Annotated in this window: 16 protein-coding genes; 3 read left to right on the plus strand and 13 right to left on the minus strand. The window is 74.2% G+C overall.

Annotated features, from left to right (window positions below; genetic code table 11):
* Positions 1 to 1283 (minus strand): 3-deoxy-7-phosphoheptulonate synthase (locus ABZY91_RS32175; RefSeq protein ID WP_355406517.1); only part of this gene is annotated, 1283 nt, incomplete at its 3' end.
* Positions 1280 to 4096, minus strand: coding sequence for an AAA family ATPase (locus ABZY91_RS32180; protein ID WP_355406519.1), 2817 nt, complete (start codon positions 4094 to 4096; stop codon positions 1280 to 1282). The genes ABZY91_RS32175 and ABZY91_RS32180, both read right to left, overlap by 4 nt.
* 515 nt (positions 4097 to 4611) lie before the next feature.
* Here ABZY91_RS32180 and ABZY91_RS32185 point away from each other — a divergent pair.
* Complete coding sequence (locus ABZY91_RS32185; RefSeq protein ID WP_355406543.1) at positions 4612 to 7596, plus strand: BTAD domain-containing putative transcriptional regulator; 2985 nt, start codon at positions 4612 to 4614, stop codon at positions 7594 to 7596.
* On the opposite strand, the gene ABZY91_RS32190 is transcribed toward ABZY91_RS32185, so the two are convergent.
* From ABZY91_RS32190 to ABZY91_RS32220, 7 genes are all read right to left on the minus strand, one after another.
* Positions 7586 to 8620, minus strand: coding sequence for an LLM class flavin-dependent oxidoreductase (locus ABZY91_RS32190; protein ID WP_329881605.1), 1035 nt, complete (start codon positions 8618 to 8620; stop codon positions 7586 to 7588). The genes ABZY91_RS32185 and ABZY91_RS32190 overlap by 11 nt on opposite strands.
* Positions 8621 to 8644: 24 nt before the next feature.
* The gene (locus ABZY91_RS32195; protein ID WP_355406521.1) at positions 8645 to 9868 is read right to left on the minus strand and encodes an acyl-CoA dehydrogenase family protein; all 1224 of its coding nucleotides are present in this window, start codon (positions 9866 to 9868) and stop codon (positions 8645 to 8647) included.
* Positions 9865 to 11643 (minus strand): ABC transporter ATP-binding protein, encoded by a 1779-nt coding sequence (locus ABZY91_RS32200; RefSeq protein WP_355406523.1) that lies wholly within the window; start codon positions 11641 to 11643, stop codon positions 9865 to 9867. Before ABZY91_RS32200 ends, ABZY91_RS32195 begins: the two co-directional genes overlap by 4 nt.
* Before the next feature lie 104 nt (positions 11644 to 11747).
* Positions 11748 to 12605, minus strand: coding sequence for an ABC transporter permease (locus ABZY91_RS32205; protein ID WP_329952841.1), 858 nt, complete (start codon positions 12603 to 12605; stop codon positions 11748 to 11750).
* Positions 12602 to 13564, minus strand: a complete 963-nt coding sequence (locus ABZY91_RS32210; protein ID WP_329952842.1) for an ABC transporter permease — start codon at positions 13562 to 13564, stop codon at positions 12602 to 12604. The genes ABZY91_RS32205 and ABZY91_RS32210 overlap by 4 nt, the downstream gene beginning before the upstream one ends.
* Before the next feature lies 1 nt (position 13565).
* Positions 13566 to 15209, minus strand: a complete 1644-nt coding sequence (locus tag ABZY91_RS32215; protein WP_355406526.1) for an ABC transporter substrate-binding protein — start codon at positions 15207 to 15209, stop codon at positions 13566 to 13568.
* A gap of 369 nt (positions 15210 to 15578) precedes the next feature.
* Positions 15579 to 17087 (minus strand): MFS transporter, encoded by a 1509-nt coding sequence (locus ABZY91_RS32220; RefSeq protein ID WP_329881611.1) that lies wholly within the window; start codon positions 17085 to 17087, stop codon positions 15579 to 15581.
* Positions 17088 to 17209: 122 nt separating this feature from the next.
* On the opposite strand from ABZY91_RS32220, the gene ABZY91_RS32225 reads away from it, so the two are divergent.
* Entirely contained in the window at positions 17210 to 17629 is a 420-nt protein-coding gene (locus ABZY91_RS32225) for a helix-turn-helix domain-containing protein (RefSeq protein ID WP_329881612.1), read from the plus strand.
* Between the two features lie 94 nt (positions 17630 to 17723).
* Here the strand turns inward: ABZY91_RS32225 and ABZY91_RS32230 are convergent, their stop codons facing one another.
* Complete coding sequence (locus ABZY91_RS32230; RefSeq protein ID WP_329952845.1) at positions 17724 to 17945, minus strand: DUF5988 family protein; 222 nt, start codon at positions 17943 to 17945, stop codon at positions 17724 to 17726.
* 342 nt (positions 17946 to 18287) lie between these two features.
* Here ABZY91_RS32230 and ABZY91_RS32235 point away from each other — a divergent pair, with 342 nt between their 5' ends.
* Complete coding sequence (locus tag ABZY91_RS32235; protein WP_329881614.1) at positions 18288 to 19907, plus strand: ATP-binding cassette domain-containing protein; 1620 nt, start codon at positions 18288 to 18290, stop codon at positions 19905 to 19907.
* Between the two features lie 109 nt (positions 19908 to 20016).
* Here ABZY91_RS32235 and ABZY91_RS32240 read toward each other — a convergent pair whose 3' ends face one another.
* From ABZY91_RS32240 to ABZY91_RS32250, 3 genes are all read right to left on the minus strand, one after another.
* Positions 20017 to 22155 carry a phosphocholine-specific phospholipase C gene (locus tag ABZY91_RS32240; RefSeq protein ID WP_355406529.1) on the minus strand — a complete coding sequence of 713 codons (2139 nt, stop codon included), beginning with the start codon at positions 22153 to 22155 and terminating at the stop codon, positions 20017 to 20019.
* Between the two features lie 354 nt (positions 22156 to 22509).
* Entirely contained in the window at positions 22510 to 22794 is a 285-nt protein-coding gene (gene tatA / locus ABZY91_RS32245; protein ID WP_355406531.1) for a Sec-independent protein translocase subunit TatA, read from the minus strand.
* A 78-nt stretch (positions 22795 to 22872) separates the two neighbouring features.
* Positions 22873 to 24393: a hypothetical protein gene (locus tag ABZY91_RS32250; RefSeq protein ID WP_355406533.1), complete on the minus strand. Its 1521-nt coding sequence runs from the start codon at positions 24391 to 24393 to the stop codon at positions 22873 to 22875.
* Positions 24394 to 24796 lie beyond the last annotated feature (403 nt).

Below are 24796 nucleotides of genomic sequence, written 5' to 3' on the forward strand. Positions count from 1 at the left end.
GGCCGTGGACGACCCGCCGGACGCCGTCGAGGCCCTCCGCCACGTCCTGCCGCTCCCGTAGGACCTGCCGGCCGAACCGGTGTCGCCGCAGGGCGCTCCACCAGGATCTCCGCCACGATCCGCGCCAGGTCGATGCTCTGGCGGCCGTTCAGACGGGGGTCGCAGCCGGTCAGGTAGCGCTCCGGGAGCTGCTCCTCGCGCAGGTCCTCGCGACCGCCGAGGCACTCGGTCACGTCGTCCCCGGTCAGCTCCAGGTGCAGACCGCCCGGGTGGCTGCCCAACGCCCGGTGCACCGCGAAGTAGCCGGTCACCTCGGCGGCGATCCGCTCGAAGCGGCGGGTCTTCAGCCCGGACGCCGACACCTCGGTGTTGCCGTGCATCGGGTCGCAGAGCCAGACCACCGGGTGCCCGGCGGCCTCCACCGCCTCCACCAGCGGCGGCAGGACGTCGGTCACCCGGTCCGCGCCCATCCGGCTGATCAGCGTCAGCCGGCCGGGAGTGCGGTCCGGGTCCAGCGCCTCGGCGTAGGCGACGGCCTGCTCCGGCGTCGTGGTCGGGCCCAGCTTGAGCCCCAGCGGGTTGGCGATCCGCCGGGCCAGGGCGACGTGCGCGCCGTCCAGGTCGCGGGTCCGCTCGCCGATCCACAGGAAGTGGCCGGAGAGGCCGTACCCGTCGCGCACCAGCGGCACCTCGTAGTCGAGCAGCAGCGCCTCGTGACTGGTGAACAGCTCGGTGCGGGTCGCGGCGGACACCGCCTCCAGCACGTCGAGTGCGGCCCCGGCCCCGGCGTACGCGGTGAGCATCCGCTGCGGGTCCGGTGTGCGGGCCCCGGCCGTCGCCGCCTCGCCGTTGACGATGTCGCCCCGGTAGGCGGGCAGGCCGTCCGGCCCCACCGGGCTGGAACGCGGCTTGGCGTACTGCCCGGCGACGCGGCCGAGCGGCACCACGGGCAGCCCCGACGCGACCTCGAACAGCGTCGCGCAGTGCAGCAGGACGTGCAGGTTGGACCGTACGTGCTCGGGGGTGTTCCCGGCGAAGGTCTCGGCGCAGTCCCCGCCCTGGATCACCAGGGCCCTGCCGAGCGCGACCTCGGCCAGCCGCTCCCGCAGCCGGTCCACGGCGGCGCGCTGCACCAGGGGCGGCAGCGCGCCGAGCTCGGCGCGCACCTCCCGCACCCGGTCCGGGTCCGGCCACTGCGGCTGCTGGCCGGCGGCCCGACCGGCGAGCGCCAGGGCGAGCGCGGCGTCTTCGTGCGCCGTCGGTGTCGTGGTCATCGGTGTCATCCCGTCTTCCTCAGGTTGGCCCACAGATCGGCGGGCAGATCCTTGCGTCGGCGGACCCCGAGCTTGCGGTAGACCCGGGTGAGGTGCTGTTCCACGGTGCTGGCCGTGATGTAGAGGCGGCCGGCGATCTCGCGGTTGGTGTAGCCGAGCACGGCCAGTGAGGCGACGCGCCGCTCGGACTCGGTCAGCGCCCCGACCCCGCCCGGGTCCTCGGCGCCGTCGGCGGCCGGGCCGCTCTCGCCGAGGTCCGCCGAGACCGAGAGCAGCTCCTGGGCGAGCGGCTTCATGGCGCACATGTTCGCCACGTGCAGGGCCTGGCGCAGCAGCAGCCGGGCCCGCCGCTTGTTGTTGGTCGCCTGGTGGACGCGGCTGAGGTCGGTGAGCACCCGGACCTGCTCGTACCGGTCGCCGGAGGTCTCGGTGAGGTCGACCGCCTCGGTGAGCAGAGGACCGCGCCGCCCGGGCGGCCCGGCCGCGGCGAGCAGCCGCAGCGCCGGACCGCGGGTGTGCGGGAGGTCGGCGTCGGACCGGCTGAGCTGCTCGTGGACGAGCCGCCAGGCGCGGTCCCGGTTGTCCAGCCGCAGCCACGCGTCGGCCGCGTGGGTGCGCCAGGGCACGACCCCCGCGCCGTCCAGGCCCCAGGTGCGCAGGAGCTCGCCGCAGGACAGGAAGTCGGCGAGCGCGGCGTGGCCGTGCCGGGTCGCCAGGTAGTGGTCGCCGCGGGCGAACAGGTAGTGCAGCCCGTACAGGGTCTGGAACATCGCCTCGCCGACGGCGTGGGTCAGGTGCTTGGCCGCCGACCGGTGCTCGCCCATCCGGCTCTCCGCCATCACCAGCGTGCCCAGCGGCAGGCCCACCGCGATGCCCCAGGCGGTCGGGCTGAGGTGGGTCAGCGCCGCCCGGCTGCTCTCGGCCGCCGTCACCAGCTCGCCGAGCCGGAGCGCCGACTCGCCGTGCGCGGCGGCGTACAGGGCCGTCGCGGTGGGCGCCTCGCGCCGTGCGGCGGCGGTCAGCAGCCGCTGGCTCCAGACCGCCGCGGTGTCGGCGCGCCCGGCCTGGAGCAGCACCCGCAGGGCGAGCAGCGCGGCCTCCTCGGCCCACGCCGTCCGGCCGTGCAGGTGGGCGTCGCGCAGTACCTGCTGGGCGTGGTCGACGGCCTCGGCCGCCCGGCCGCGGGTCAGTGCGCCGGCGAGCGCGGCGGCGGCCTGGAGCTGCGGGTCGATGTCCGGGGCCACCGTGTGCCGGAGGTCGGCGGGCAGGGCCGGGACGCGGCGGCCCCGGGCGAGGCCCGGGTGGGTGTAGGCGAGCCAGGTCTCGACGTCGCGCAGCGCCCCCGTCTCGGCCGGGGTGGCCCGCTGCGCCGGGCCGGTCCGGGACCGCAGCAGGTCCAGGACGGCCACGGCCTCCTCGCCGCGCCCGTGCCAGAGCAGGTGCCGGACGAGGACGAGCGCCTCGGCGAGCCCGAGGTGGCCGGCCCGGACGGCCGCGGTGAGCGGCGCCAGGTGCCGGGCCGCCGTGGACGGGTTGAGCTGCCACTCGGCCTGCACCAGGCGGTGCCGCAGGACGGCCCGGTCGGGTTCCTCGACCGCCTCCTTGTGGGCCAGGCGCAGGCAGGCCACCGCCGTGCGGTAGCGGTTGTCCAGCAGGGCGTGTTCGGCGGCCTCGGTCAGTGCGGCCACCGCCCACGGCATCGGGGCGCGTCCGGCCTCGACCAGGTGCCGGGCCACCTCGGCGGCGGGGCTGCCCGACTCGTAGCACAGCTGTGCGGCCCGTAGCCGGAGGTCGGTCCGCTCGTGCGGGGCGAGGTCCTCCAGGACGGTGGTGCGCGCCGCCGCGGTGCGCAGCCGCCCGTCGCCGTCGAGCAGCCCGGCGGCGGCGAGCGCGGAGCGGATCCGCGCCACGGCGTCGGGGCTCTCCCGCTCGCCCAGGAGGCGCGCCACGTCCTCGTCCGGGGCGTCGTCGCCCAGGACGGCCTGGGCCTGGACGACCCGCAGCACACCGGGCTCGGTGCGGTGCAGGCAGCTCAGCAGGGCGGGGCCGTAGCGCGGTTCGGGGTCGGCCCGGTCGAGGTGCTCCTCCACGAGAGCGTGCAGCAGCAGCGGGTTGCCGCCGGCGACGTCGACCAGTTCGGGGCCGCTGTGCCGGGCGGACTCCTCGCCGAGCCCCTCGGTGACCAGGCGCAGCGCGCCGGCCCGGGAGAGCGGGGCCAGTGCGAGGCGGTGGACGTGCGGGTGGCGGAAGAGCTCGGCGTGCAGCCGGCGGCGCGCGGGCCACGGCGTGCTGCCGTCGGTGAGCACCAGCAGGACGCGGCTCTGCGGCAGGTGCCGGACGAGGTGGCGCAGGAAGTGCAGTGACGCCTCGTCGGCGTGGCCGATGTCCTCGACGCAGATCAGCACCGGGTTGTCCGCAGCGGCTGCGAGCAGCGCGGCGGTGAGGTCGCGGCAGGCGCGCAGCAGCTTCGGCGGGGGCGGGCCGGCCGGGTCGGGGCCGTGCGCGGTGTCGCTCGGGTCGGCGAGGACGGCCGGGTCGGCGAGGGCCGCCAGCCGTTCGGCGTGCCCGGCCGGCCAGGCGGCGGAGCGGGCGATCCGGTCGGCGACGCCGAAGGGCAGGTCCCGCTCCTGGGCGGAACAGTCGGCGCTGACGACGAGGACCCCGCGGTCGGCGGCCCGGGCGGCGAACACCCGCAGCAGCTCGGTCTTGCCGCTGCCGAGGGGGCCGTCGACGAGGGCCGCCCGGCCCGCCCGGCCGAGACACTCGGTGAGCAGGTGGTCGAGTCGGTCGATGTGCGCGTCACGTTCCAGCAGGGAAGGCACCGGGTACCCCCGACCTCATCTCTTGTAGGCGTTCGGCCGTCGGTCGCCGACGGCTCCCCGGGGAGGTGGCGGCGGTCGCCCCTCCCGGTCGGACCCATCATGGGGACTTCCCGCCCATCGGCGGGGAACTGACCGCCCATGAGCGGGGCACTGCCGCCGTTCCGCGGCGCGGGGCGGCGAAATGCCCGGGCTGGTCACCGACGCGGGTTGTCGACCGGTATGCCGGATTGGAGTTGACGTGCTGTCAATGGAGAACTCCGGGCGCCCTGATGTACCATCGGGAACATATTTGTGGAATGGTGCTTTCCGGATTTACCGCGAGTCGAGGGGGCAGGGTGCGATTCAACGTTCTGGGGCCGCTGGAAGTGCTCTCCGACGGTGTCGAGGTGCCTGTTCGCGGCCTGCAGCAGCGGGCACTGCTCGGTGTTCTCCTTCTCCGCGCGAATAGCGTGGTGGGAATCAACGAGATAATCGCCGCGCTCTGGGGGGACGAGCGTCCGTCCACGGCCCGGAAAATGGTGCAGAACTCGGTGGCCGGTCTTCGCCGTACATTCCAGGCGGTGGGGGATCCGGCGGGCGGGAATGTGGCACTGAATACCATAGTGCCCGGATACACCCTCAGAATCGAGCCGGAACAGCTCGATCTCACCGAATTTCACGAGCTTGTCACATTGGGACGGGCCCGGCTGGCGGCCGGTGAGTGGGCGGAGGCCTCGGGACTGCTGCGCCGGGCCCTGGGCCTGTGGCGCGGACCGGTGCTCGCGGACGTGACCGACGCCGGGCTGACCTGGCCCGAGCTGGCCGCCCTCCAGGGCACCCGGCTCGCCGTCCACGAGGACTGCATCCAGGCGGAGTTGGCGATGGGGCGGGACCGCGAGCTGATCGGCGAGCTGGAGACGCTGCTGGAGGCCGAGCCGACAAGGGAGCGGCTGGTCGCCCAGCTCATGGTCGTCCTCTACAACTGCGGGCGGCAGCCCGAGGCGCTGGACCGCTACCGGCGCACCCGGGACCTCCTCGCCGACCGCTTCGGCCTGGAGCCGGGCCGCGACCTGCGGCGGCTCCAGCGCGCGATCCTCAGCCACGACCCGGCACTGGCCCTGCGGCTCACCGGCGGCCCGGGCGGCGGCGGCCCGGCCGGGGCGGCCCCGTCCCCCGGCGGGGCCCTGGCGGCCGTCCCGCACCCGGCCCCGGACCCGGACGGGCACCGGACCCCGGCCGCGGCCCCGGCGCAGCGCCGTCCCCGGCCTGCGGCGTCCGTCCCGTCGCCGCCCGCCGCCGCCCCGGAGACCCCCGGGGCGCACGCGACGCCCGAACCGGCCGACGGGGAGGCCGCCCCCGTCGCCGAGCACGCCTACCGCCCCTCCTGGGAGCGGGTCGAGCGGCGCCGGGCCAGTGTGGTCATGGTCCGCGCCCGGTGGACGGCCGACGGCGGCGCCGTCGCCCCCGAGCGGATCGACCACGCCACCAAGGAACTGACCGCCGTCATCCGGCGGGAGACCGCGCCGTTCGGCGGCCTCGTGCGCCGCGCCTTCGGGTCGGTGTGGCTGGTCGTCTTCGGCGTGCCCCGGGCCCACGAGGACGACGCCGAGCGGGCCCTGCGCGCCGCCCTCGCCCTGCGGCGGCACTTCGCGTCCCCCGAGCCCGCTCCCGGATCCGCCCCGGCCGGATCCGGCCCCCGCCCCGCCTCCGGGTCCGCGTCCGGTCCCGCCGCCGGGAGCGGTCCCGCCCCCGGCGGTGCCCGGCTCGTCACCCACCTCGTGGTCGGCAGCGGCGAGGTGGTGGTCACCTACGACGACAGCGGGACGGAGCCCGTGGAGGTGACCGGCGAGGTCCTGGACGCCTGCCACCACCTGCTGCTCCAGGTCCCCCGGGGGGAGCTGTGGGCGTGCACCGCCACCGTCGAGGCCGGCGGCGCGCTCCTCGGCTTCACCCCGGTGGACGGAACCCCCGGCGTCCACCGCCTGGCGACCGAGAGCCCCCCCGCCCCCGGGGCGCCCGGGCACCCCGCCGAACCGCCCTTCCTGGAACGCACCCACGAGCTGAACCTGCTGCGCGGCGCCTACCAGGACACCGTCCGCCGTCAACTGCCCCACCTGATCACGGTGCTCGGCGAGCCGGGCATCGGCAAGACCCGGCTGATCGGGGAGTTCGCCGCCGGGCTGCGCGCCGAGGCGGGGGAGGACGCACCCCGGGTGCTCTACGCCGGCACGCCCGCCTTCGACGCCCACACCCCGTACGAGCCGCTCGCCGGGGTGGTCCGCGCCTACGCGGGCATCCGCCCGGGCGCCCCGGCGGCCGTCGTCGTCCCCGCGCTGACCGCCGTCGTGCGCGGCCTCTTCCCGCACGCCGTCGCCGGGCGGATCGTCACCGCTCTCGCCGCCTGCCTCGGCCTGCCCGCCCCGGCCTCCTCCCCCGAGGGGCCCGGCGGCGGGACCGTCCCCCGGGAGGAGGTCCTCGGCGCGCTGCGCCAGCTGATCGAGGAGGCGGCCGCCGAACGCCCGCTGGTGGTGGTGCTGGACGACCTGCACCGCGCCGCCGGATTCGTCCGGTCCTTCGTCGAGGACCTGACCGTCCGGCTCGGCCCGGTGGCCCTGCTGCTGGTCGCCGGCGCCCGCTCCGAGCTGCTCCACACCACCCCCTCCTGGGGGTGCGCCAAGCGCCGTTCGGCCCTCATGCACGTGGCGCCGCTGTCCACCACGGCCACCGGCACCATCATCGGCGCGGCCTCCGGACGGCGCCGTCCCTCGCCCGCGGACGACCGCCGCGCGGCGCTCGCCGACGGCAACCCGCTGTTCGCGCAGGCCTACGCCCGGGCCGAGGCCGTCGGCGGCGACCCGGCCGTGGCCCACCCCCCGGCCGTCCTCGCCATCGCCACCGCCCAGCTCGACGACCTCGACCGGACCGCCCGGTCGGTGCTGCGCGACGCGGCCGTCGTCGGCGGGACGCTGTGGCGCGGCGCGGTCGCCGCCGTCAGCCTGCGGGACACCGAGGAGGTGGGCCGCGGCCTGGACAGCCTGGAGTCGCGGGAACTGCTGCGCCGGGTGCGCCGCAGCAGCGTGCCGGGCGACGTCGAGTACGTCTTCCGGTACGCCGTCAGCCGCGACGTCGCGCTGGCCCAGCTGCCGGGCCGCGTCCTGGTCGAGCGTCACCTGCGGGCGGCCTCCTGGGCGGCCCTCCTGGACGTGCCCCGGCCCGCCCTGCTGGCCTTCCACTACGACCGGGCCGTCGCCCTCACCGAGGCCGACGGCGCCCCGGTGGAGGCGATGGAGCGCCGGGCCTGGGAGGCGCTGGTGGGGGCGTCCGCGCGCGCCGCCGCCGCGGGTGACGACGCGCTCGCGGTCAGCTGCCTCGGCCTCGCCCTCGACCGCTGCCCGCCCGGAGAACCCGAGCGGGTCTGGCTCGCCACCCACCACCGGCGCATCCTGGACAGCCTCGGCGAGCCGGCGTCCCCCGCCCGCCCGGCCCGTGCGCACCGCGCCCTGCCCGCCGCTAGGAGGTGACCCCGGCGGGGACCGGCAGCGACTCGGCGAGCTCCCGCACCCGCTCCAGCGAGCGGATCTTCTCGTCCACGTCGGTGACGTTGTTGGTCACCATCAGCTCGTCCGCGCCGGTGCGCTCCAGGAGGTCCGCCAGGGCGCGGCGGACCTCGTCCGCGTCGCCGACCGCCTGCGTGCTGAGCAGCGCGTCGGCGGCGGCGCGTTCGGCGTCCGTCCACGGGTAGGCCGCCGCCTCCTCCACGGTGGGCAGCGGCGCGGTCGGCGAGGCGCCGTTCAGCCGCAGCACCGGGAAGAGCGCCGGGTACGTCAGCCGGCGGGCCTGCTCCGCGGTCTCGCCGCACACGGTGTAGGCGGTGACGATGGCGTGCGGGCGTTCCGCCCGGGACGACGGGCGGAAGCTCTCCCGGTACGCCCGCAGGGCCTCCTCGGTGCCGCGCGAGTTGAAGAAGTGGTGTGCGAACGCGTACGGCAGCCCGCGCCGGCCCGCGTCCACCGCGCTGCGCACACTGGCGCCCAGCAGCCAGACGCGGGGCGGCTGCGGCGGCTCCGGCAGGGCCTCCAGCCGCTGGTAGACGTGCCCGTCGGGGAAGCCGCCCCCGACGAAGCCGAGCAACTCCTCCAGCGCCGCCGGGAAGTCCTCGTCGGGTGCCCGGCGCAGGGCGTGGGCGAGCACCGGATCCGCCCCCGACCGGCCGATGCCCAGGTCGACCCGGCCGGGGAAGAGCGCGGCCAGCGTCCGGAAGGACTCGGCGACGGCGTACGGCGCGTGGTTGGGCAGGATCACCCCGCCCGCGCCGATCCGGATCCGGGTGGTCCGCTCCCCGAGGGCGGCCAGCAGGACGGCCGGGACGGAACCGGCGATCCCGCGCGAGTTGTGGTGCTCGGCCACCCAGAACCGGGCGTAGCCCAGCTCGTCGGCCGCCGCCACCAGTCGGCGGGTGTCGACCAGGGTGTCGGCCGGGCGCCCGGCGGAGTCGATGGACGAGATGTCGAGGACGGACAGCTGGGTCCGGGAACTGCTGGTCATTCCGGGGTGCTCCTTCTCGCGGTCTTACGCATACCAGGTGGGCCGGGGGACTTCGCCGTGCAGGAGGTGGCGGCCCACCACCCGGCCGCGCCCCGGGTCGTCGTCGTGCACCCGCCGGGCCCGGGTGTCCCGCCAGAAGCGGTCCAGCCCGGCCTCCGCCTCGGCGCCCCCGGCGCCGGCCGCCCCGAAGACGCCCGCGGTGACGGCGTCGGCGGCGGCACCGGCCTGCGCGGCCAGCGCGGCGACCCGGACGGCGTGGTACCCGCGCTCCTCCTCGGTCACCGTGCGGCGGCGGGCGTGCAGGGCGTCCGCCTCGGCGCCGACGGCGTCGGCGAACGCCTCCACCGCCCAGAGCAGGGAGGCGAGTGCGCCGTAGTGCTGCGCCGCGTCCGCCGCGGCGGCCTCGGTCAGCGGCGCCCGCGACCACCGGTCGCGGGTGTGCCCCGCGGCGGCCTCCAGCGCGCCCCGGGTCGCGCCGATCAGCACGTTGGCCTGCGCGAGCTGGAAGGCGGGGGTGAGGAACGTGTTGTACACGCGGGGCACGAAGGTCTTGTCCACGTGGCCGAGCGCCCCGGTCCACGGGATGTCGGCGTGGTCGGCGACGACGGTGCCGGCCGCCAGCGCGCGCAGCCCGAACTCCTCGGCCCCGGGCTCGAAGGTCAGGCCCGGGTGGTCGCTCATCGCGAGCGCGCTGATCGGGGTGTCGCCGTCCTCCAGGAAGCCCTCCAGGATGGTGATGTCCGACACCGGGTGGCCCAGGGCGCGGTCCAGCCGCCCGTGGAAGAGCATGTCGCCGCCGGCGTCCTGGATCACCAGGGGCGCCGACCGGGGCTTCGCGGAGCCGCTGAAGAACCACCGGGCGCGGGCCGCCACCTCGCCGATGTGCTGGATCTTCTCGTCGGTGCCGATGAACTCGGCGATCGACACCCACACGTAGTGGTGCGCGAGCAGCTCGCCGACGGAGGCGTCGGCCGCCGCGACGGTCCGCGCCACCCGGTGCGCGGTGGACCAGTCCTGGCCGCCGCCGCCGTACTCGACCGGGCCGAGCAGGGTCACCAGCCCGGACTCCTTCAGCAGCCGGACCTCCCGCAGCGGGGCGGTGCCCTCGCGGTCGCGCCGGGCGGCGCCGGCCGCCAGCTGGACGGCGACCGCCTCGGCCCGCCGCAGCCACACCTCGGCCCCGTCCACCGCCGGGTCGGCGTGGACGGCGGCGTCGTCGAGGACGCCTGCTGTCGTCGTGTCAGTCATTTTTCCCACTTCGTGACGGGCTCGGTGTCGAGCTTCGTGTCGTGCCTGGTGCGGAGCACCGGGGGGTGGCCGGTGCCCTGGTGGTCCGGGGTGCCCGCGTGTCCGGAGCCGGGCGCGGAGCCCGCCGCGTCCGTCCCGTCCGTCGCGTCCGGCGCGGTGGACGGGGGCAGCCGCAGGACGGCGTCCAGCAGGGCCCGGGTGTAGGGATGGGCGGGGGCCTCGAAGATCCGCTCGGTCTCGCCCTCCTCGACGACCGACCCGCCGCGCATGATCATCACCCGTTCGGCGACCTGCCGCACCACGGCCAGGTCGTGGGTGATGAACAGCAGCGCGATGCCGGTCTCGCGCCGCAGCCGGTCCAGCAGCTCCAGCACCTCCGCCTGCACCGAGACGTCCAGGGCGGACACCGGCTCGTCGCAGACCAGCACCTCCGGGCGGCTCGCCAGGGCCCGGGCGATGGCCACCCGCTGGCGCTGGCCGCCGGACAGCTGGTGCGGCCGCCGGGGGAGGAGTTCCGCCGGGAGTCTGACCTGGGCGAGCAACTCCTCGCACCGCCGGGTCCGCTCGGCGCGCCGCAGCCCCGGCAGCGCCTCGCCGATGATCCGCGCCACGGTGAACCGCGGGTCCGCGGAGGCGTACGGGTCCTGCTGGACGAACTGGAGCGCCGAACGGCCGGGCCGCCGCTGCCGCTCCGACAGCGCCGACCAGGGCCGTCCGTGCAGCAGGACTTCCCCGGCGTCCGGTCGGGAGAGGCCCATCGCGACCCGCGCCAGCGTGGTCTTGCCCGAGCCGGACTCGCCGACGACGCCCAGCGCCTCGCCCGCCCGCAGGGTGAACGAGACCTCGTCCAGCGCCTTCGGGCCGCCGAGGCCGAAGGACTTCACCAGGCCCCGCCCGGACAGCACCGGTTCGTCCCCGCCGGCGCCCGCCGCCGGCCGGGGCGGACGCGTCGCCGGGCGGCCCGAGGGCACCGCGTCCAGCAGCATCCGCGTGTACGGGTGCTCCGGGGCGGACAGCACCTGCCGGGCCTCCCCGCTCTCCACCACCTCACCGTGCCGCAGCACCAGGATGCGGTCCGCCAACTGCGCCACCACCGCGAGGTCGTGGCTGACCAGGAGCAGGCCCCGGCCCTCGTCCTTGAGCCGGCCGAGCAGCCGCAGCACCTGGGCCTGGACGATCGCGTCCAGCGCCGTGGTCGGCTCGTCGGCGATCAGCAGCGGGGCGTCGGCGGCCAGGGCGGAGGCGATCAGCGCGCGCTGCCGCAGCCCGCCGGAGAGCTGGTGCGGGTACTGGGTGCGCCGGGCCTCAGGCTCCGGCACGCCCACCGCGGTCAGCAGCTCCACCACCCGGGCCGTGCCGCCGTCCGCACCGGCGCCGCCGTGCAGCCGGGCCGCCTCGGCGATCTCGGCGCCGACCGTGCGCAGCGGGTCCAGCGCGGTGAGCGCGTCCTGGAAGACCATGGCGACCTGCCGGCCGCGCACCGCGCGCCACTGCCGCTCGCCGAAGCCGGTGGTGTCGGCCCCGCCGACCTCCAGCGTCCGGGCGCCGACCCGCGCCCGGGTGCCCGCCAGCCCGATCAGGGAGCGCGAGGTGACGGACTTGCCCGAGCCGGACTCGCCGACCAGCGCCACGCACTCCCCGGGGCCGATCGCCAGCGACACCCCGTCAACGGCGGGCCGCGGCGCGCCGGGGAAGGAGACCCGCAGGCCCTCCACCCGGACGAGGTCGCGCGGCGTCCGCCCGGCGGCCGTGGCCTCCCCGGCCGGGGAGGCCACGGTGGCGAACCCGCCCGTCGTCCCCGCCCGGTCCGCCCTGCCCGCCTTGGCCGTCGTCCCCGTCGTATCCGTCGTCCCCGTGGGACCTGTCGTCCTCGCCGTACTCATCGCACCGCCCTGAGCTGGAGACCGCGGCCGATCAGCGTGGTGCAGACCACCACGACCGAGATGGCCAGGCCCGGCGCGATCGAGATCCACCAGGCGGTCTGAAGGAAGTCCTTGCCGTCGGCGACCATCGATCCCCAGTCGGCCTCCGGCGGGACGGGGCCGAGACCGAGCACGCTCAGCCCGGAACCCGAGATGATGGCCGACCCCAGACCGATGGAGGCCAGGACGACCAGCGGTCCGCCGACGTTCGGCAGCACGTGCCGCAGCACCGACCGCCAGGCCGGCACCCCGAGCACCCGCGCCGCCTCCACGAACTCCGAGCGCAGCACCAGCCGCGCCTGGCCGCGGACCAGCCGGGCGTAGTTGGGCACCCCGGCGATGCCGATCGCGATGGCCACGTTGACGGTTCCGCCGCCCAGCAGCGCCACCACGAGCAGAGCGAGCAGCAGCTCCGGGAAGCCCAGCAGCACGTCCACGACCCGCATCAGGACGAAGTCGACGCGCCGCCCGCCGCACCCGGCGACCAGGCCGAGCAGCGCGCCGCCGCCCACCCCGATCACCGTCGCGCCGACGGCGATCAGCACCGACAGCCGGGTGCCGTGGACCAGCCGGGACCAGACGTCCCGGCCGAGCTGGTCGGTGCCGAACCAGTGCGCGGAGCCGGGCGGTTGCAGGGCCGCCGCGACGTCCGTCGCCTCGGGGGCGTGGGTGGCGAACAGGCCGGGGAAGGCCAGCACGACCGCCACCACGACCAGCAGGAGCGGCAGCGCCACCCCCACCGGCGACCGCAGCAGCCCGCCCCGGCGGGCGGCCGCCGCGGCCGGGGGGTCGAGCAGTGCGGTGGCGGTGCTCACGCGGGACCTCCCTCGCGCAGGCGGGGATCGATCAACGGGTGGAGGAGGTCCACCACGGTGTTGATGACGACGAACGCCGCGCTGGAGATGACCACCAGCGCCGTCACCACCGGCAGGTCGCGCGTGCCGACCGCGTTGGCCAGCACCCGGCCGAGGCCCGGCCTGGTGAAGATGTTCTCCACCAGGACCGCGCCCCCGAACAGGCTGCCCAGCACGAAGCCGGCGAGTGTGGTCAGCGGCAGCAGCGCGTGCCGCAGGGTGTGCCGCAGCAGCACCGCCGTGGCACCGAGGCCCCGCGAGCGCGCGGTGAGGACGAACGGGCGGCCGTCGGCGGTCTCCAGCTCCTGCCGGATGACCTGGGACAGCACCCCGGCCAGCGGCAGCGCCAGCGCCAGCGTCGGCAGCACCAGCGCGGCCGGCCCGTCCGCCCCGATCGAGGGCAGCGCCTGGAACCGGTACGACAGCACCGTCAGCAGGATGATGCCGAGCCAGAACGACGGCATCGAGACCGTCAGCAGCTCGGCCACGCCGGCCGCGCCGCGCACCGCCCGGCCCCGGCCGGCCGTCAGGGTGGCCGCGAGCACCGCCAGCACCAGCGCGGTGACGAGGGCGGACAGGGCCAGCTCGACGGTCGGCCCGACCTGGCTGCCCAGCATCCGCTCGATCGGCTCGTTGAGCTGGTACGACCAGCCGAGGCCGCCGCTCGCCAACTGGGCGAGCTGGCGGCCGTACTGGACGAGCAGCGGGTCGTTCAGTCCGTTCTCGGCGATGATCTGGTCGCGCAGGCCCGGCGTGGCCGCCGCGCCCGGCCCGATCAGTCCGTCCACGATGTCGCCGGGGGCGAGGTGGATGGCGAAGAACGTCACCGTGAGCGTCCCCCACACCACCACGACGCCCGCGGCCAGCCGCCGGGCGACGAACCTCGCCCAGGGCGGCACGGACCGGGCACGGTCGGACACCTCAGGCCACCCCGATGCCGTAGAAGTCCGTGTTGGCGTCGACGTCCAGGACCAGACCGCTCACCTTGCCGTGCTGGGCGACGTCCATGGTGGCGATGTACGCCGGGAACGAGTACGCCTGCTCGACGATCCGCCGCTGCACCTTGCGGTACAGCTCCAGCCGCTGCCCCGCGTCGACGGTCGCCTGGGCCTGGTCCAGCCAGCCGTCGATCTGGGTGTCGCGCACCCGGGCGCCGTTGGCCCCGCCGCCGCCGAACTGGGACTTGGAGTGGTACAGGCTCTGCAGCAGGCTCGGGTCGGAGCCCTGCCAGGCGAAGGCGAAGACGTCGTAGTCGCCCTTGCCGGTGCGCCCGATGGAGCCGGCGGAGTCGAGCGGCACCAGCTTCAGCTCGATGCCGACCTGCTTCAGCGCGTCCTGGATGCCCACGTCGAAGGTGTGGTTCTGGGCGGACACGAAGGTCTGCACGTACGGCTGCTCGACGGTGAACCGCTTGCCGTCCTTGGTGCGGTAGCCGTCCGAGTCCCGCCCGGTGTAGCCGATCTCGTCGAGCAGCCGCTCGGCCTTCTCCTTGCTGAACTCCCAGGCCTTGGCGAGCGAGGCGTCGGCGCCGGGGGTCGAGGGCGCCAGCGGCCCCCAGGCCTGCTCGTACTCGCTCTGGAAGATGCCCTTGACGATGCCGGCGAAGTCGATGGCGTGCCGGGCGGCCTGACGGGCGCGGAGGTCGTCGAAGGGTGCGCGGGCGGTGTTGAGGTAGTACGTGTAGGGCACGCCGGGCACCGCCTTGCGGACCACCTGGACGCCGTTCTGGCCGCGCAGGCCCGCGAGCCGGTTCGCCGGTATCAGTTCGGCGGCGTCGACCTGGCCGGAGGTCAGCGCGCCGACCCGCGAGGCGTCCTCCTTCAGCAGCAGGACGACGATGCTCTCCAGCTTCGCCTGCCCCTGGTGGGCGGCGGTGGGCGGGGCCCACGCGTAGTCGGGCCGGCGCTTGAAGACGGCCTGCTGGCCGGGCGTCACCGACTCGAAGGTGAACGGACCGGTGCCGACGACGAACGGGCCGCCGGAGGAGAGGTCGCCCACGTGGTCGCGCAGCGCGACGGGGGAGTGGAAGCCGAGGAAGGTGCTCCCCACCGCGTTGAGGAGGGAGGCGTGCGGGGCCGTCAGGTGGACGGCCACGGTGCGCGGGTCGATCACCTCGGTGTCCTTGTAGGGGCCGAGCAGGCCCGCCGCCCGCTTGGAGGCCGTCTTGGGCGCCGTGATGTGGTCGAAGTTCGCCTTCACCGCCGCCGCGTCGAACGGCGTGCCGTCGCTGAACGTCACGCCGGTGCGCAGCGTGAAGGTGTAGGTCAGTCCGTCGGGCGACACCGTCCACGACTCGGCCAGCCACGGCTTGACCGTCCCGTCCGGCGCCAGCGAGACCAGCGACTCCAGCACCGGCCGCAGCAGCCGCCCGGTGACGGCGGTGGACGCGGCGTGCGGGTCCCAGCTGTCGGGCTCGACCGCGGCGCCGTAGCGCAGGGTGCCGCCGCCGCTCTTCGCGGAGGGCGGGGCGGAGGAGTCGGAGCAGCCCACGAGGACGGCCGGGCCGATGAGGCCGGCGACGGTGGCGGCAACGGGGAGACGGAGGAATCGACGTCTGCTGTACATGGGTTCTTTCTCGATCCTGCGCGAGGCGGGGGGAACGGTGGGCGGCGTCAGGCCTGCCCGCTCCGCGGGAGGAGGCGATGGCCCCGGCCGCGGACGATGCGACGAGTCTGGTGGCTCCGTCCGGGTCCGATCCCCCTGGCCGTCCCCCTATGAGGGCCCTGACTCCGGGGAGGGGGCCGTTCCGTTCCGGGGGACGCGCTCGGTGTGTTCGGAGGTGCGCGGGTGTGCGTGGCGGTGCGTGGGAGCGTGTGGTTCGGGTGGTGCGCGTGGTTCGGGTGGTGCGGGTGGTTCGGGTGTGGTGCCCCCGGCGTCCCACCCGCCGGGGGCGGTGCGGCCGTTCCGGGGGCCGGAACGGCCGCACCGGGACCGTCAGATCTGCGGCACGGGGGAATCCGCAGACTTGAGGTCCGGTCCGGGAGCGTCCTCGACACCCTCCGCCGCGGCGGGGGCGGGCTCGGACGCGGGGCTGCGCAGGACGAAGGCGGCCACCAGGACGGCGATGCCCACGAACACGGCGCTGAGACCGTAGGACAGGTGGAACCCGCCGGTGAGCGCCTCGGCCGGGCTGCGCTGCTCCCCGAGGAGCGTCGCCGTCCGGGAGGCGGCCACCGTGGCGAGCACGGCGGTGCCGATCGAGGCGCCGACCTGCTGGGTGGTGTTCACCAGACCGGAGGCGATACCGGCGTCGTTCGGCGAGTTGACCGACATGGCCTGGCCGATCAGCGCGGGCATGGCCGCACCGAAGCCGAGGCCGAGCAGGACGAACGGCGGGACGATGTCGATGAGGAAGGTGCCGTCGCTCGGCACCCGGGCCAGCAGCGCGAGCGCCGCCGCCACCAGCAGGAGGCCGCCGACCAGCACCTGGCGCGGGCCGAACCGCTGGTTCAGCTTCACCGCGAAGCCGAGTGAGACGACGGCGATGGTGACCGGGGCGGGGAGGAAGGCGAGGCCGGTCTTGAGCGCGTCGTAGCCCAGCACGTTCTGGAAGTAGAGCGCGGTGCAGAACTGGTAGCCGAACAGACCGGCGACCATCAGCACCATGATGGTGTTGGCGCCGGAGACCGACCGCGAGCGGAAGATGTGCAGCGGCAGCAGCGGCTTGTCCGCGTAGGCCTGGCGGACGACGAACCCGGCGAGCAGCGCCAGCGAGCCGGCCAGCAGACCGAGGGTGCGGATGTCGCCCCAGGTGTACTCCTCGGCCTTGATGATCGTGTAGACCAGCAGCATCAGGCCGCCGGTGGCGAGCACGGAGCCGATCAGGTCGGCGCCCTCGCGCAGTCCGAGCCCCTTCGCCCCGGGGACCACCCGCTGGGTCAGGACGAGCGCCGCCAGGCCGATCGGCACGTTGACGTAGAACACCCACGGCCAGCTGAAGCTCTGGGTCAGCACGCCACCGAGGATCAGGCCCAGGGAGGCGCCCGCGGCCGAGACGAACGCGTAGGCCGCCAGTGCCTTGCCGCGCTCACCGGCGTCGGGGAACAGGGTGATGATCATGCCGAGGACGACCGCCGAGGCGAGCGCGCCGCCGACGCCCTGGACGAACCGGAACACCACCAGCGCCGTCGAGGTGGAGGCCAGGCCGCAGGCCAGCGAGGCGGCCGTGAACAGGCCCAGGCCCCAGGCGAAGACGCGCTTGCCGCCCAGCAGGTCGCCCAGCCGGCCGGAGAGCAGCAGCAGCCCGGCGAAGGCGATGAGGTACGCGTTCACGACCCAGGCCAGGCCCGACTGGGTGAATCCCAGGTCGTTCTGGATGGTCGGCAGGGCGACGGTCACGATGGAGCCGTCGAGGATGATCATCAGGTTGCCGGTGCAGAGGACCCCCAGCGCCAACCAGCGTGACCTGGATGGCTGGAGGGACGGCGGGGCATGCGTGGTCATCGGATTCCTTCGGGGGAATGGCAGGGAGGGGCGCCCGGTGGCGCCCGCGCTCCCTGAGGGCACTTCTTGTTACAGCGCCCATCATGTGTGACCATCAAGTCCACTCGTAAGGAGGCACTTTCATGTTCCAAGGGAACACCGATGTGATCGAGGCGGTCGGAGCCCCGGGCGCCGAGCGTGAGGTGTGCACCGTCCTGGAGGCGCTGAACCGGATCAGCGGCAAGTGGGCGATCGGGATCCTGCTCAACCTCAGCCACGGCCCGGTCCGCTTCACCGAACTCGAACGGGCCGTCCCCGGCATCAGCCGCCGCATGCTCACCCTGACGCTCCGTAACCTCGAACGGGACGGCCTGCTGGTGCGGACCGTCTACGCGACCGTGCCGCCCAAGGTGGAGTACCGGGCCACCGCGATGGCCGACGAGCTCTACACCTCGCTGACCGGTCTCACCGCCTGGGCCGAGCGCCACCGTGACGCCATCGCCTCGTCCCGCGCGGCGTACGACCGCGAGCAGGACGCGGCGGGCGCCCCCGTCGACCTCTGAGCAGGCGCCGCCCCGCCGCGCCCGCCGCTGCGCCCGGGCGCAGCACGAGGCCGCCCCCGTCCCCACCGGGACCGAGGCGGCCTCGCGCCGCGGGCTACTCCGCCACGAAGGTGGAACCCGTCCATTCGAACACCCGCAGCTCGGACGTCCGGTGACGGACCGTCCGGTGCGAGCGGCGGAAGTGCTCGTAGCGGTTCCCGCGCGGCAGCTTGAGGACGTGCTGCTCCGCGTCCAGGAAGCGGAGCCGTTCGTGCTCCGGGAAGGCCTCCGCGGGGCCGCCTTCCAGAATCGCGTTCGGTGCGGTGTCGAGCGCCACGGCGTACTCCTGTTCTGAAGGTCTCGGTGGCTCTGCAGGGCCGGGACGGCGGGGCCGGCGCAGGGCGGGGAACCGGTGGGCCGCCGCACACCCGTGGGCGGGGCCGGTCGGCGGGGGACGGGCCGGTGCAGTTGCCGGGTGTTGCTGCCGGTGAAGGGGGCGACGGGTGCAGGCTTCTTACAGGAAGTTAGCAGTCCGGTAGTCCGCTTCTAACCCCTCAGATCCCCCTACGTTCGGTCACGTCCGACGTGCGCGGGCTGTTCGAATCCGCACCTCCGGGGCGGTCGGGGGCCCCGCAATCGACTTGCGCCGCCCCCGCGCGGTTAGGAAGGATCGTGGACCATGGGACACCTGGAAGCCTCGCATCTGGAGTACTACCTGCCAGACGGGCGGATCCTGCTCGGTGACGTGTCGTTCCACGTGGGCGACGGGGCCGTGGTGGCCCTGGTCGGCGCCAACGGGGCCGGCAAGACGACGTTGCTCAGACTGCTCTCGGGGGAACTGCAGCCGCACAGCGGGACGGTCACCTCCAGCGGCGGCGTCGGTGTCATGTCGCAGTTCGTCGGCTCGGTGCGGGACGAACGCACCGTCCGCGACCTCCTGGTGTCGGTGGCGCCGCCGCGGATCAGGAAGACGGCGGCGGCGGTCGACGAGGCCGAGCACCTGATCATGACGGTGGACGACGAGGCCGCGCAGATGAAGTACGCGCAGGCGCTCAGCGACTGGGCGGAGGCCCGGGGCTACGAGGCCGAGACCCTCTGGGACATGTGCACGACCGCAGCCCTCGGCATGCCCTACGACCGGGCCCAGTTCCGGGACGTGCGGACGCTCTCGGGCGGGGAGCAGAAGCGGCTGGTGCTGGAGGCGCTGCTCCGCGGTCCGGACCAGGTCCTGCTGCTGGACGAGCCGGACAACTACCTGGACGTCCCCGGCAAGCGCTGGCTGGAGAAGCAGCTGAAGGAGACGTCGAAGACGGTCCTCTTCATCTCCCACGACCGCGAGCTGCTGGCCCGCGCCGCGGAGAAGATCGTCGCGGTGGACCCGAGTCCGGCCGGATCCACGGTGTGGATCCACGGAGGCGGCTTCGGGACGTTCCACGAGGCCCGGCAGGCCCGGTTCGAGCGGTTCGAGGAGCTGCGCCGGCGCTGGGACGACAAGCACGCCCAGCTGAAGAAGCTCGTGCACGACATGCAGCAGTACGCCGCGCGCAGTGACGACATGGCCTCCCGCTACCAGGCGGCCAGGACCAGGCTGCGGAAGTTCGAGGAGATCGGCCCGCCGCCGGAGCCGCCCCGCCGGCAGGACATCCGGATGCGCCTGCAGGGCGGGCGTACCGGTGTACGGGCGGTGACCTGCCGGCACGTCGAACTGACCGGCCTGATGCGGCCGTTCTCGCTGGAGGTCTTCTACGGCGAGCGCGTCGCGGTGCTCGGTTCGAACGGCTCCGGCAAGTCCCACTTCCTCCGGCTGCTGGCCGGCGAGGACGTGGCCCACACCGGTGACTGGAAGCTGGGCGCCCGGGTGCTGCCCGGCCACTTCGCCCAGACCCACGCCCACCCCGAGCTGCTGGGGCGCAGCCTGCTCGACATCCTGTGGGCCGAGCACGCGAAGGACCGCGGCGGCGCGATGTCGGTGCTCCGGCGGTACGAGCTGGAACGGCAGGCGGAGCAGCGTTTCGAGAAGCTGTCGGGCGGTCAGCAGGCCCGGTTCCAGATCCTGTTGCTGGAACTCGCGGGCACCACGGCCCTCCTCCTCGACGAGCCGACCGACAACCTGGACCTGGAGTCGGCGGAGGCCCTCCAGGAGGGGCTGGAGTCCTACGAGGGCACCGTCCTGGCGGTCACGCACGACCGGTGGTTCGCCCGGTCCTTCGACCGGTTCCTCGTGTTCGGTTCGGACGGCGTGGTGCGGGAGACGCCCGAGCCGGTGTGGGACGAGCGGAGGGTCGAGCGGGCCCGGTGAGCGCGCCGCCGGCGGGCCGCCGGCCCCGGCCGTACGGACGGCCCGGGCCGGCCGGTGGAGTCGTCACCCCACCCGCCGGCCCGGAGTCGTCGTCCGCGGTGCGCGGGTGTCAGGCGACGGAGCCGGTCGTACTCGGCCGGCCGGTCTCGATGTGGCCGACGAAGCGCTGGGACCAGGCGGGGTCGTTGTTGACGGTGACGGTGAAGTCGTACCAGCCCTGCCCGTTGCTGACCTGGTTGAAGTAGTCGTCCACGGCCTGGCCGGGGCCGACGGTGTAGGTCCAGGTGCCGGTGCGGTAGTGGTTCGAGGTGATGGTGAAGACGGCGGTGTCGGCCGGGCTGTCGTTGCGGAGCTGGAACCACAGGGCGACGGGGTCGTTGTGGGGGGCGAACCAGCTCTTCACCCTGGCGTACCGGCCCTTGCCCGCCCCGGTGTTGCCCTTGAAGCGGCGCAGGAACCGGTTGGGGCCGACGACGGTCAGGTCGTACTTGCCGCTGCCGTAGCCGCCCCCGATGTTGAAGAAGTCGGCGGTGGCGGCGTTCGGCCCCACGGTGTACTGCCAGGGGCCGCCGCCGCGGTAGGCGTTGGCGTAGGCGGCGAAGTGGGCGGCGCCGGTGGCCTGGGCACCGAGGTTCTCGATGGCGACCCAGATCTTCTGGGTGCCGCCCGCGTCGGTGCCCTCGTAGCGGTCCAGGTAGGCGTTGGTCTGGTAGGGCAGCGCGCAGGCGGCCTTGTTGCCCGGCTCCTGGGCGGGCAGCGTGCCGCTCGCGGGGGGCGTGGGGGCGCTGGTGGTGCTGCACGCCGTGCCGGTCATCAGGGAGTGGCCGGCGGGGACCACGGCGGGCAGGGCGGGGAGCGGGCCGAAGACCGGGTTGTCGAAGTCGAAGGCCGAGGTGAGGTCACCGCAGACCGCGCGGCGCCAGGCGCTGATGTTGGGGCACTGCACGCCGGTCCAGGCCTCCAGGAACCGCAGGACGGAGGTGTGGTCGAAGACCTGCGAGTTGACGCGGCCCCCGCGGGTCCAGGGCGACACGATGGTCATCGGCACCCGGAAGCCGAGCCCGATCGGCAGGCCGTTGACGTGCTCGGTGGTGTCCCCGGTGTTGGCGGGGACGGCGGGCGGGACGTGGTCGAAGAAGCCGTCGTTCTCGTCGTAGGTGAGCAGGAAGACGGTGGAGTTGAAGATGTCCTGGTTCGTGTCGAGGGCCTCCAGCACCCGCTTGGTCATGGTCGCGCCCACGCTGGGGCTGGCGCTGGGGTGCTCGGAGTTGGCGTAGTCCGTGACGATCCACGAGACCTTCGGCAGCGTCCCGGCGGCCACGTCGGCGCGGAGCGCGGCGACCAGGGCGTCGGCCACGTCGCCGCCGCTGTAGGGGACCCCGGCCACGCCGCGCTGCCACAGGACCTTGTCCCCCGTGCCGTCCTTGGCGGGGTCGGAGGTCATGAAGGGGGCGAAGTACTCCAGAGCGTTGTCACCGTAGTTGCGGTCACCGGCCTTGTCGTAGACCTGGTACACCTTCCAGTCGATGCCCGCCAGCTGCAGGGCCTGCGCGTAGGTCTGCCAGTTCTGCCCGCTGCGGCGGAAGTCGCCGCCGTTGTGGCTGACCCGGTTCGCGCCCGGCAGACCGGCGCCGATGGACCCCGACCACAGGTAGTTGCGGTTCGGACCGGTCCCGGTCATCGACGAGCAGTGGTAGGCGTCGCAGATGGTGTAGGCGTCGGCGAGCGCGTAGTTGAACGGGATGTCCGCGCGGGAGTGGTAGCCCATGGTCATGCCGGTGCTGCTCTTGGCGGCGTACCAGTTGTTCATCCGGCCGCCGTTCCACGCGTTGTGCTGGTCGCTCCAGGCGTGCCCGCCGCCGTCGACCTTGCACTCGGAGCGCTCCCAGGTGTTCGAGCCGCCGCTCAGCGGCCAGGGGAGGATCGATCCGCTGCCCTTCGGCTGCTGGAAGACCGTCCGGCCGGAGGGTGCGGAGGTGGAGCCGGGCAGGTCGACGACGCTGTGGTCGCCGAAGCCGCGCACGCCCTTGAGCAGGCCGAAGTAGTGGTCGAAGCTGCGGTTCTCCTGCATCAGGATCACCACGTGCTTCACCGGGGCCAGACGCGGATCCACGGCCCCCTGCACCGCCGCCGCAGGCACCGCCTGGGCCGCACCGGCCCTCCCGAGCACCGGCCAGCCCGCACCGGTGGCGGCCGCCGCCGCCGTCGCGCCGACCAGGAACTTCCGACGTCCGATACGTCGCTCCACGGACCTACTCCTATCGATGGGGGTGTCCGCCGGCACCTCCTCGGAAGAGCGGTCCGCCGAGCCGGTCGGCACGGTGGTGGTGGCCTGCGCGTCTCCGGGGGTGGTGGCCGGAGTCACGGTGGTGAGGGGGGCGGCGGCCAGCCCAGATTCGGCCCGACCGGTGTCCTGTCGGCCCTCGACGGGCGGTCCGGACGTGAACAGGGGGAGAACATCGACACGGGTTGGCTGGACAAGTCGGCCGGCTGCACGGCGGTACCCGGGCCGGCCCGGAAAGGGACGGGGCTCCCCGGGCCGGGGCACGGGGAGCCCCGGGGGAGGCCGGCTGCCTCGTGGGACGCACCGGCCGAGGGGGGATCAGACCGAGGCGGTCGGCTTCCGGGACGTGGTCGTCCCGGTCGCCCCGGTGACGCCGGTCGGCTCGACTACGGGCACCGGTCCCGGCTCGACGGCCGGGACCGGACCGGTCGGGTCATCCGGTGGGAGGTCGTCCTCGCGCAGGGCCTGGGTCTCGGCTTTCAGGATGCGCATCGACCGGCCGAGACCGCGGGCGAGTTCGGGCAGCTTCTTGGAGCCGAACAGCAGGGCGATCGCGGCGATGACGATGATGATGTGCCAGGGTTCGAGAGCGTTGCGGAGCATCTTCGCCCACCGGTTCCTTCATGGGTTGTGGCAGGAGGGGGTCGGGCCGGCGGGCGCGCCGGCCGGCCGGGGATCGGGTCAGGAGTTGCGGACCCAGAACTCGACGGACAGCGGCGGGACGGTGATCTCCAGCGTCGGACCGGTCTTGGAGGTCAGGGACTGGTTGTTGGTGGCGGGGCCGTAGCGGTGGCCCTGGAAGACGGCGTCGGTCTGGGTGTCGACGGTGTAGGTGAAGGGCTCGGTGGCCGAGCGGTTGGTGACGGCGAACACCGGCTTGCCCGCCGTGGTGCGCCAGGCCATGATGCGGTGCTCGGAGTAGTGGGCGCCGTTGGTGTGGCGGGGTTCGTCGACGTGGTAGCGGACCGAGTCCCAGGGCATGTACTTCACGAAGCCGGCGACGGCGTTCCAGTTGCGCGGGTTGAACTGCCAGTGGCCCTTCCGGAGGTCGGGGTAGTGGCCGGCGCTGAAGTCGTCGTCGGCCGGGGGCCGCCACAGGCCCAGCGAGTAGTTCTCGGACTCCGAGTTGCCGATGGGCTTGAGAGCGTGCAGCCAGAACCAGGTCGGCGAGTTCTGGAAGGTCATCCAGTTCATGATCGACTGGGCGGTGTTGACGAACCGCCAGTCGGTCAGGGGGCCCCTGAGGTACTCGAACTCGTTGTTGAACACCGGCCGACCGACCGCACCGGAGGTGTAGTCGGTGGTGATCTGGTCCGTGCTGTCCGTGCCGATCTTGTGGAAGGTCCAGTTGTCGACGTACCGCATGGCCTGCGGGTCGGCCAGCAGGGCCTGTCCGTGGGCGCCCTTCCAGCCGCCCTCGCTCTCCGCGTTGATGATCGCGTTCGGGTACTTGGCGCGGATCTTCGGTGCGACGGCCTTGAAGGTGTCCCGGTACTGCGCCGGGGTGTACAGGCAGGAGGAGTAGGGCGTGCCCCTGTCGGGCTCGTTCTGCAGGCCCCAGTAGAGGATCTTCAGGCCCTTGGCCGCGAGGTGGTCGAGGTCGGCGACCATCGCGTCGCCCAGCGCGTCGAGGTTCGCCGGGGTGAAGGACGAGAGCCCGTAGTCGGTCTTCTTGTCCGGGCTCTCGCCGACCAGGCTGTTGTTCGTCTTCCAGCCGGGGGCCGGGGACCAGTACTCGGCCATCAGGCCCTCGACACCGGCCTGGTCGATCATCTCGGCCAGCAGGTCGGTCTGCCCCGGGTAGCGGTCGACGAGCCGCCTGCCGTCGGCGGTCACCCCCCGGTGGTAGAGGCCCAGGGCGAGCCGGCAGAAGCGGAATCCCCGGTCGGAGCGGCCGGCCTTCAGCATCTGCTGGTAGAAGCGGGTGCGCTCGGCGGGCGTCAGGTCGAACGGGACGCCGCTGACCGTACTCGGAATGCCCCCGTTGCCGGACGCGATCGAGTCGGACTGGATCTCGAAGCCGAGGCCGAGGATGGTCTGCTTGGCGGCCTGGTCGAAGCGGATCCGGTAGCTGCCGGTGGAGATGCCCGCAGCCTGCGCGTCGGCCTGGCTGATCGCGGGGGACAGGGTCGCCGCGGCGCCGGCGGCGAGCATGCCGCGCAGGACGGACCGGCGGTCGACGGGGTTGGGCATTCCGGTCAAGGGGGCCTCCGTGGGTGGGGGAGGGGTGCGGGAGGGGTGGGGGAGGGGTGGGGGTGCCGGGTCCGCGGACCCTCCCGCAAGGGGCGGCGTCGGCGATGAAGTGAAGGTATTCGATATACGAAACTTTGACCAGCATTCGGTCCGAATCGTTCCGCGGCGGAGTGGGCCGGGCCGGCGGCTGCGGCTCGCGCCGTCGGGACGTCCCCGCCCGGGCGGGTCGATGGGGCGGGGGCGTGATCCGCCGACGGAGCGCCGGTCGGCCGCAGCCATGGTGCGCATCCTCCCCGGGTGGGGTCAAGGCTTTGCGATCGAATGCTCAAACAATGGTTGTCTGATAGGAAATCGGTCCGATTGCATTGACCGGATCAGGTGACCGACCTATGGTCCTGGCGGGCGCCCCCTC

The organism is Kitasatospora sp. NPDC002965, assembly GCF_040611255.1.
Lineage (GTDB): Bacteria > Actinomycetota > Actinomycetes > Streptomycetales > Streptomycetaceae > Kitasatospora.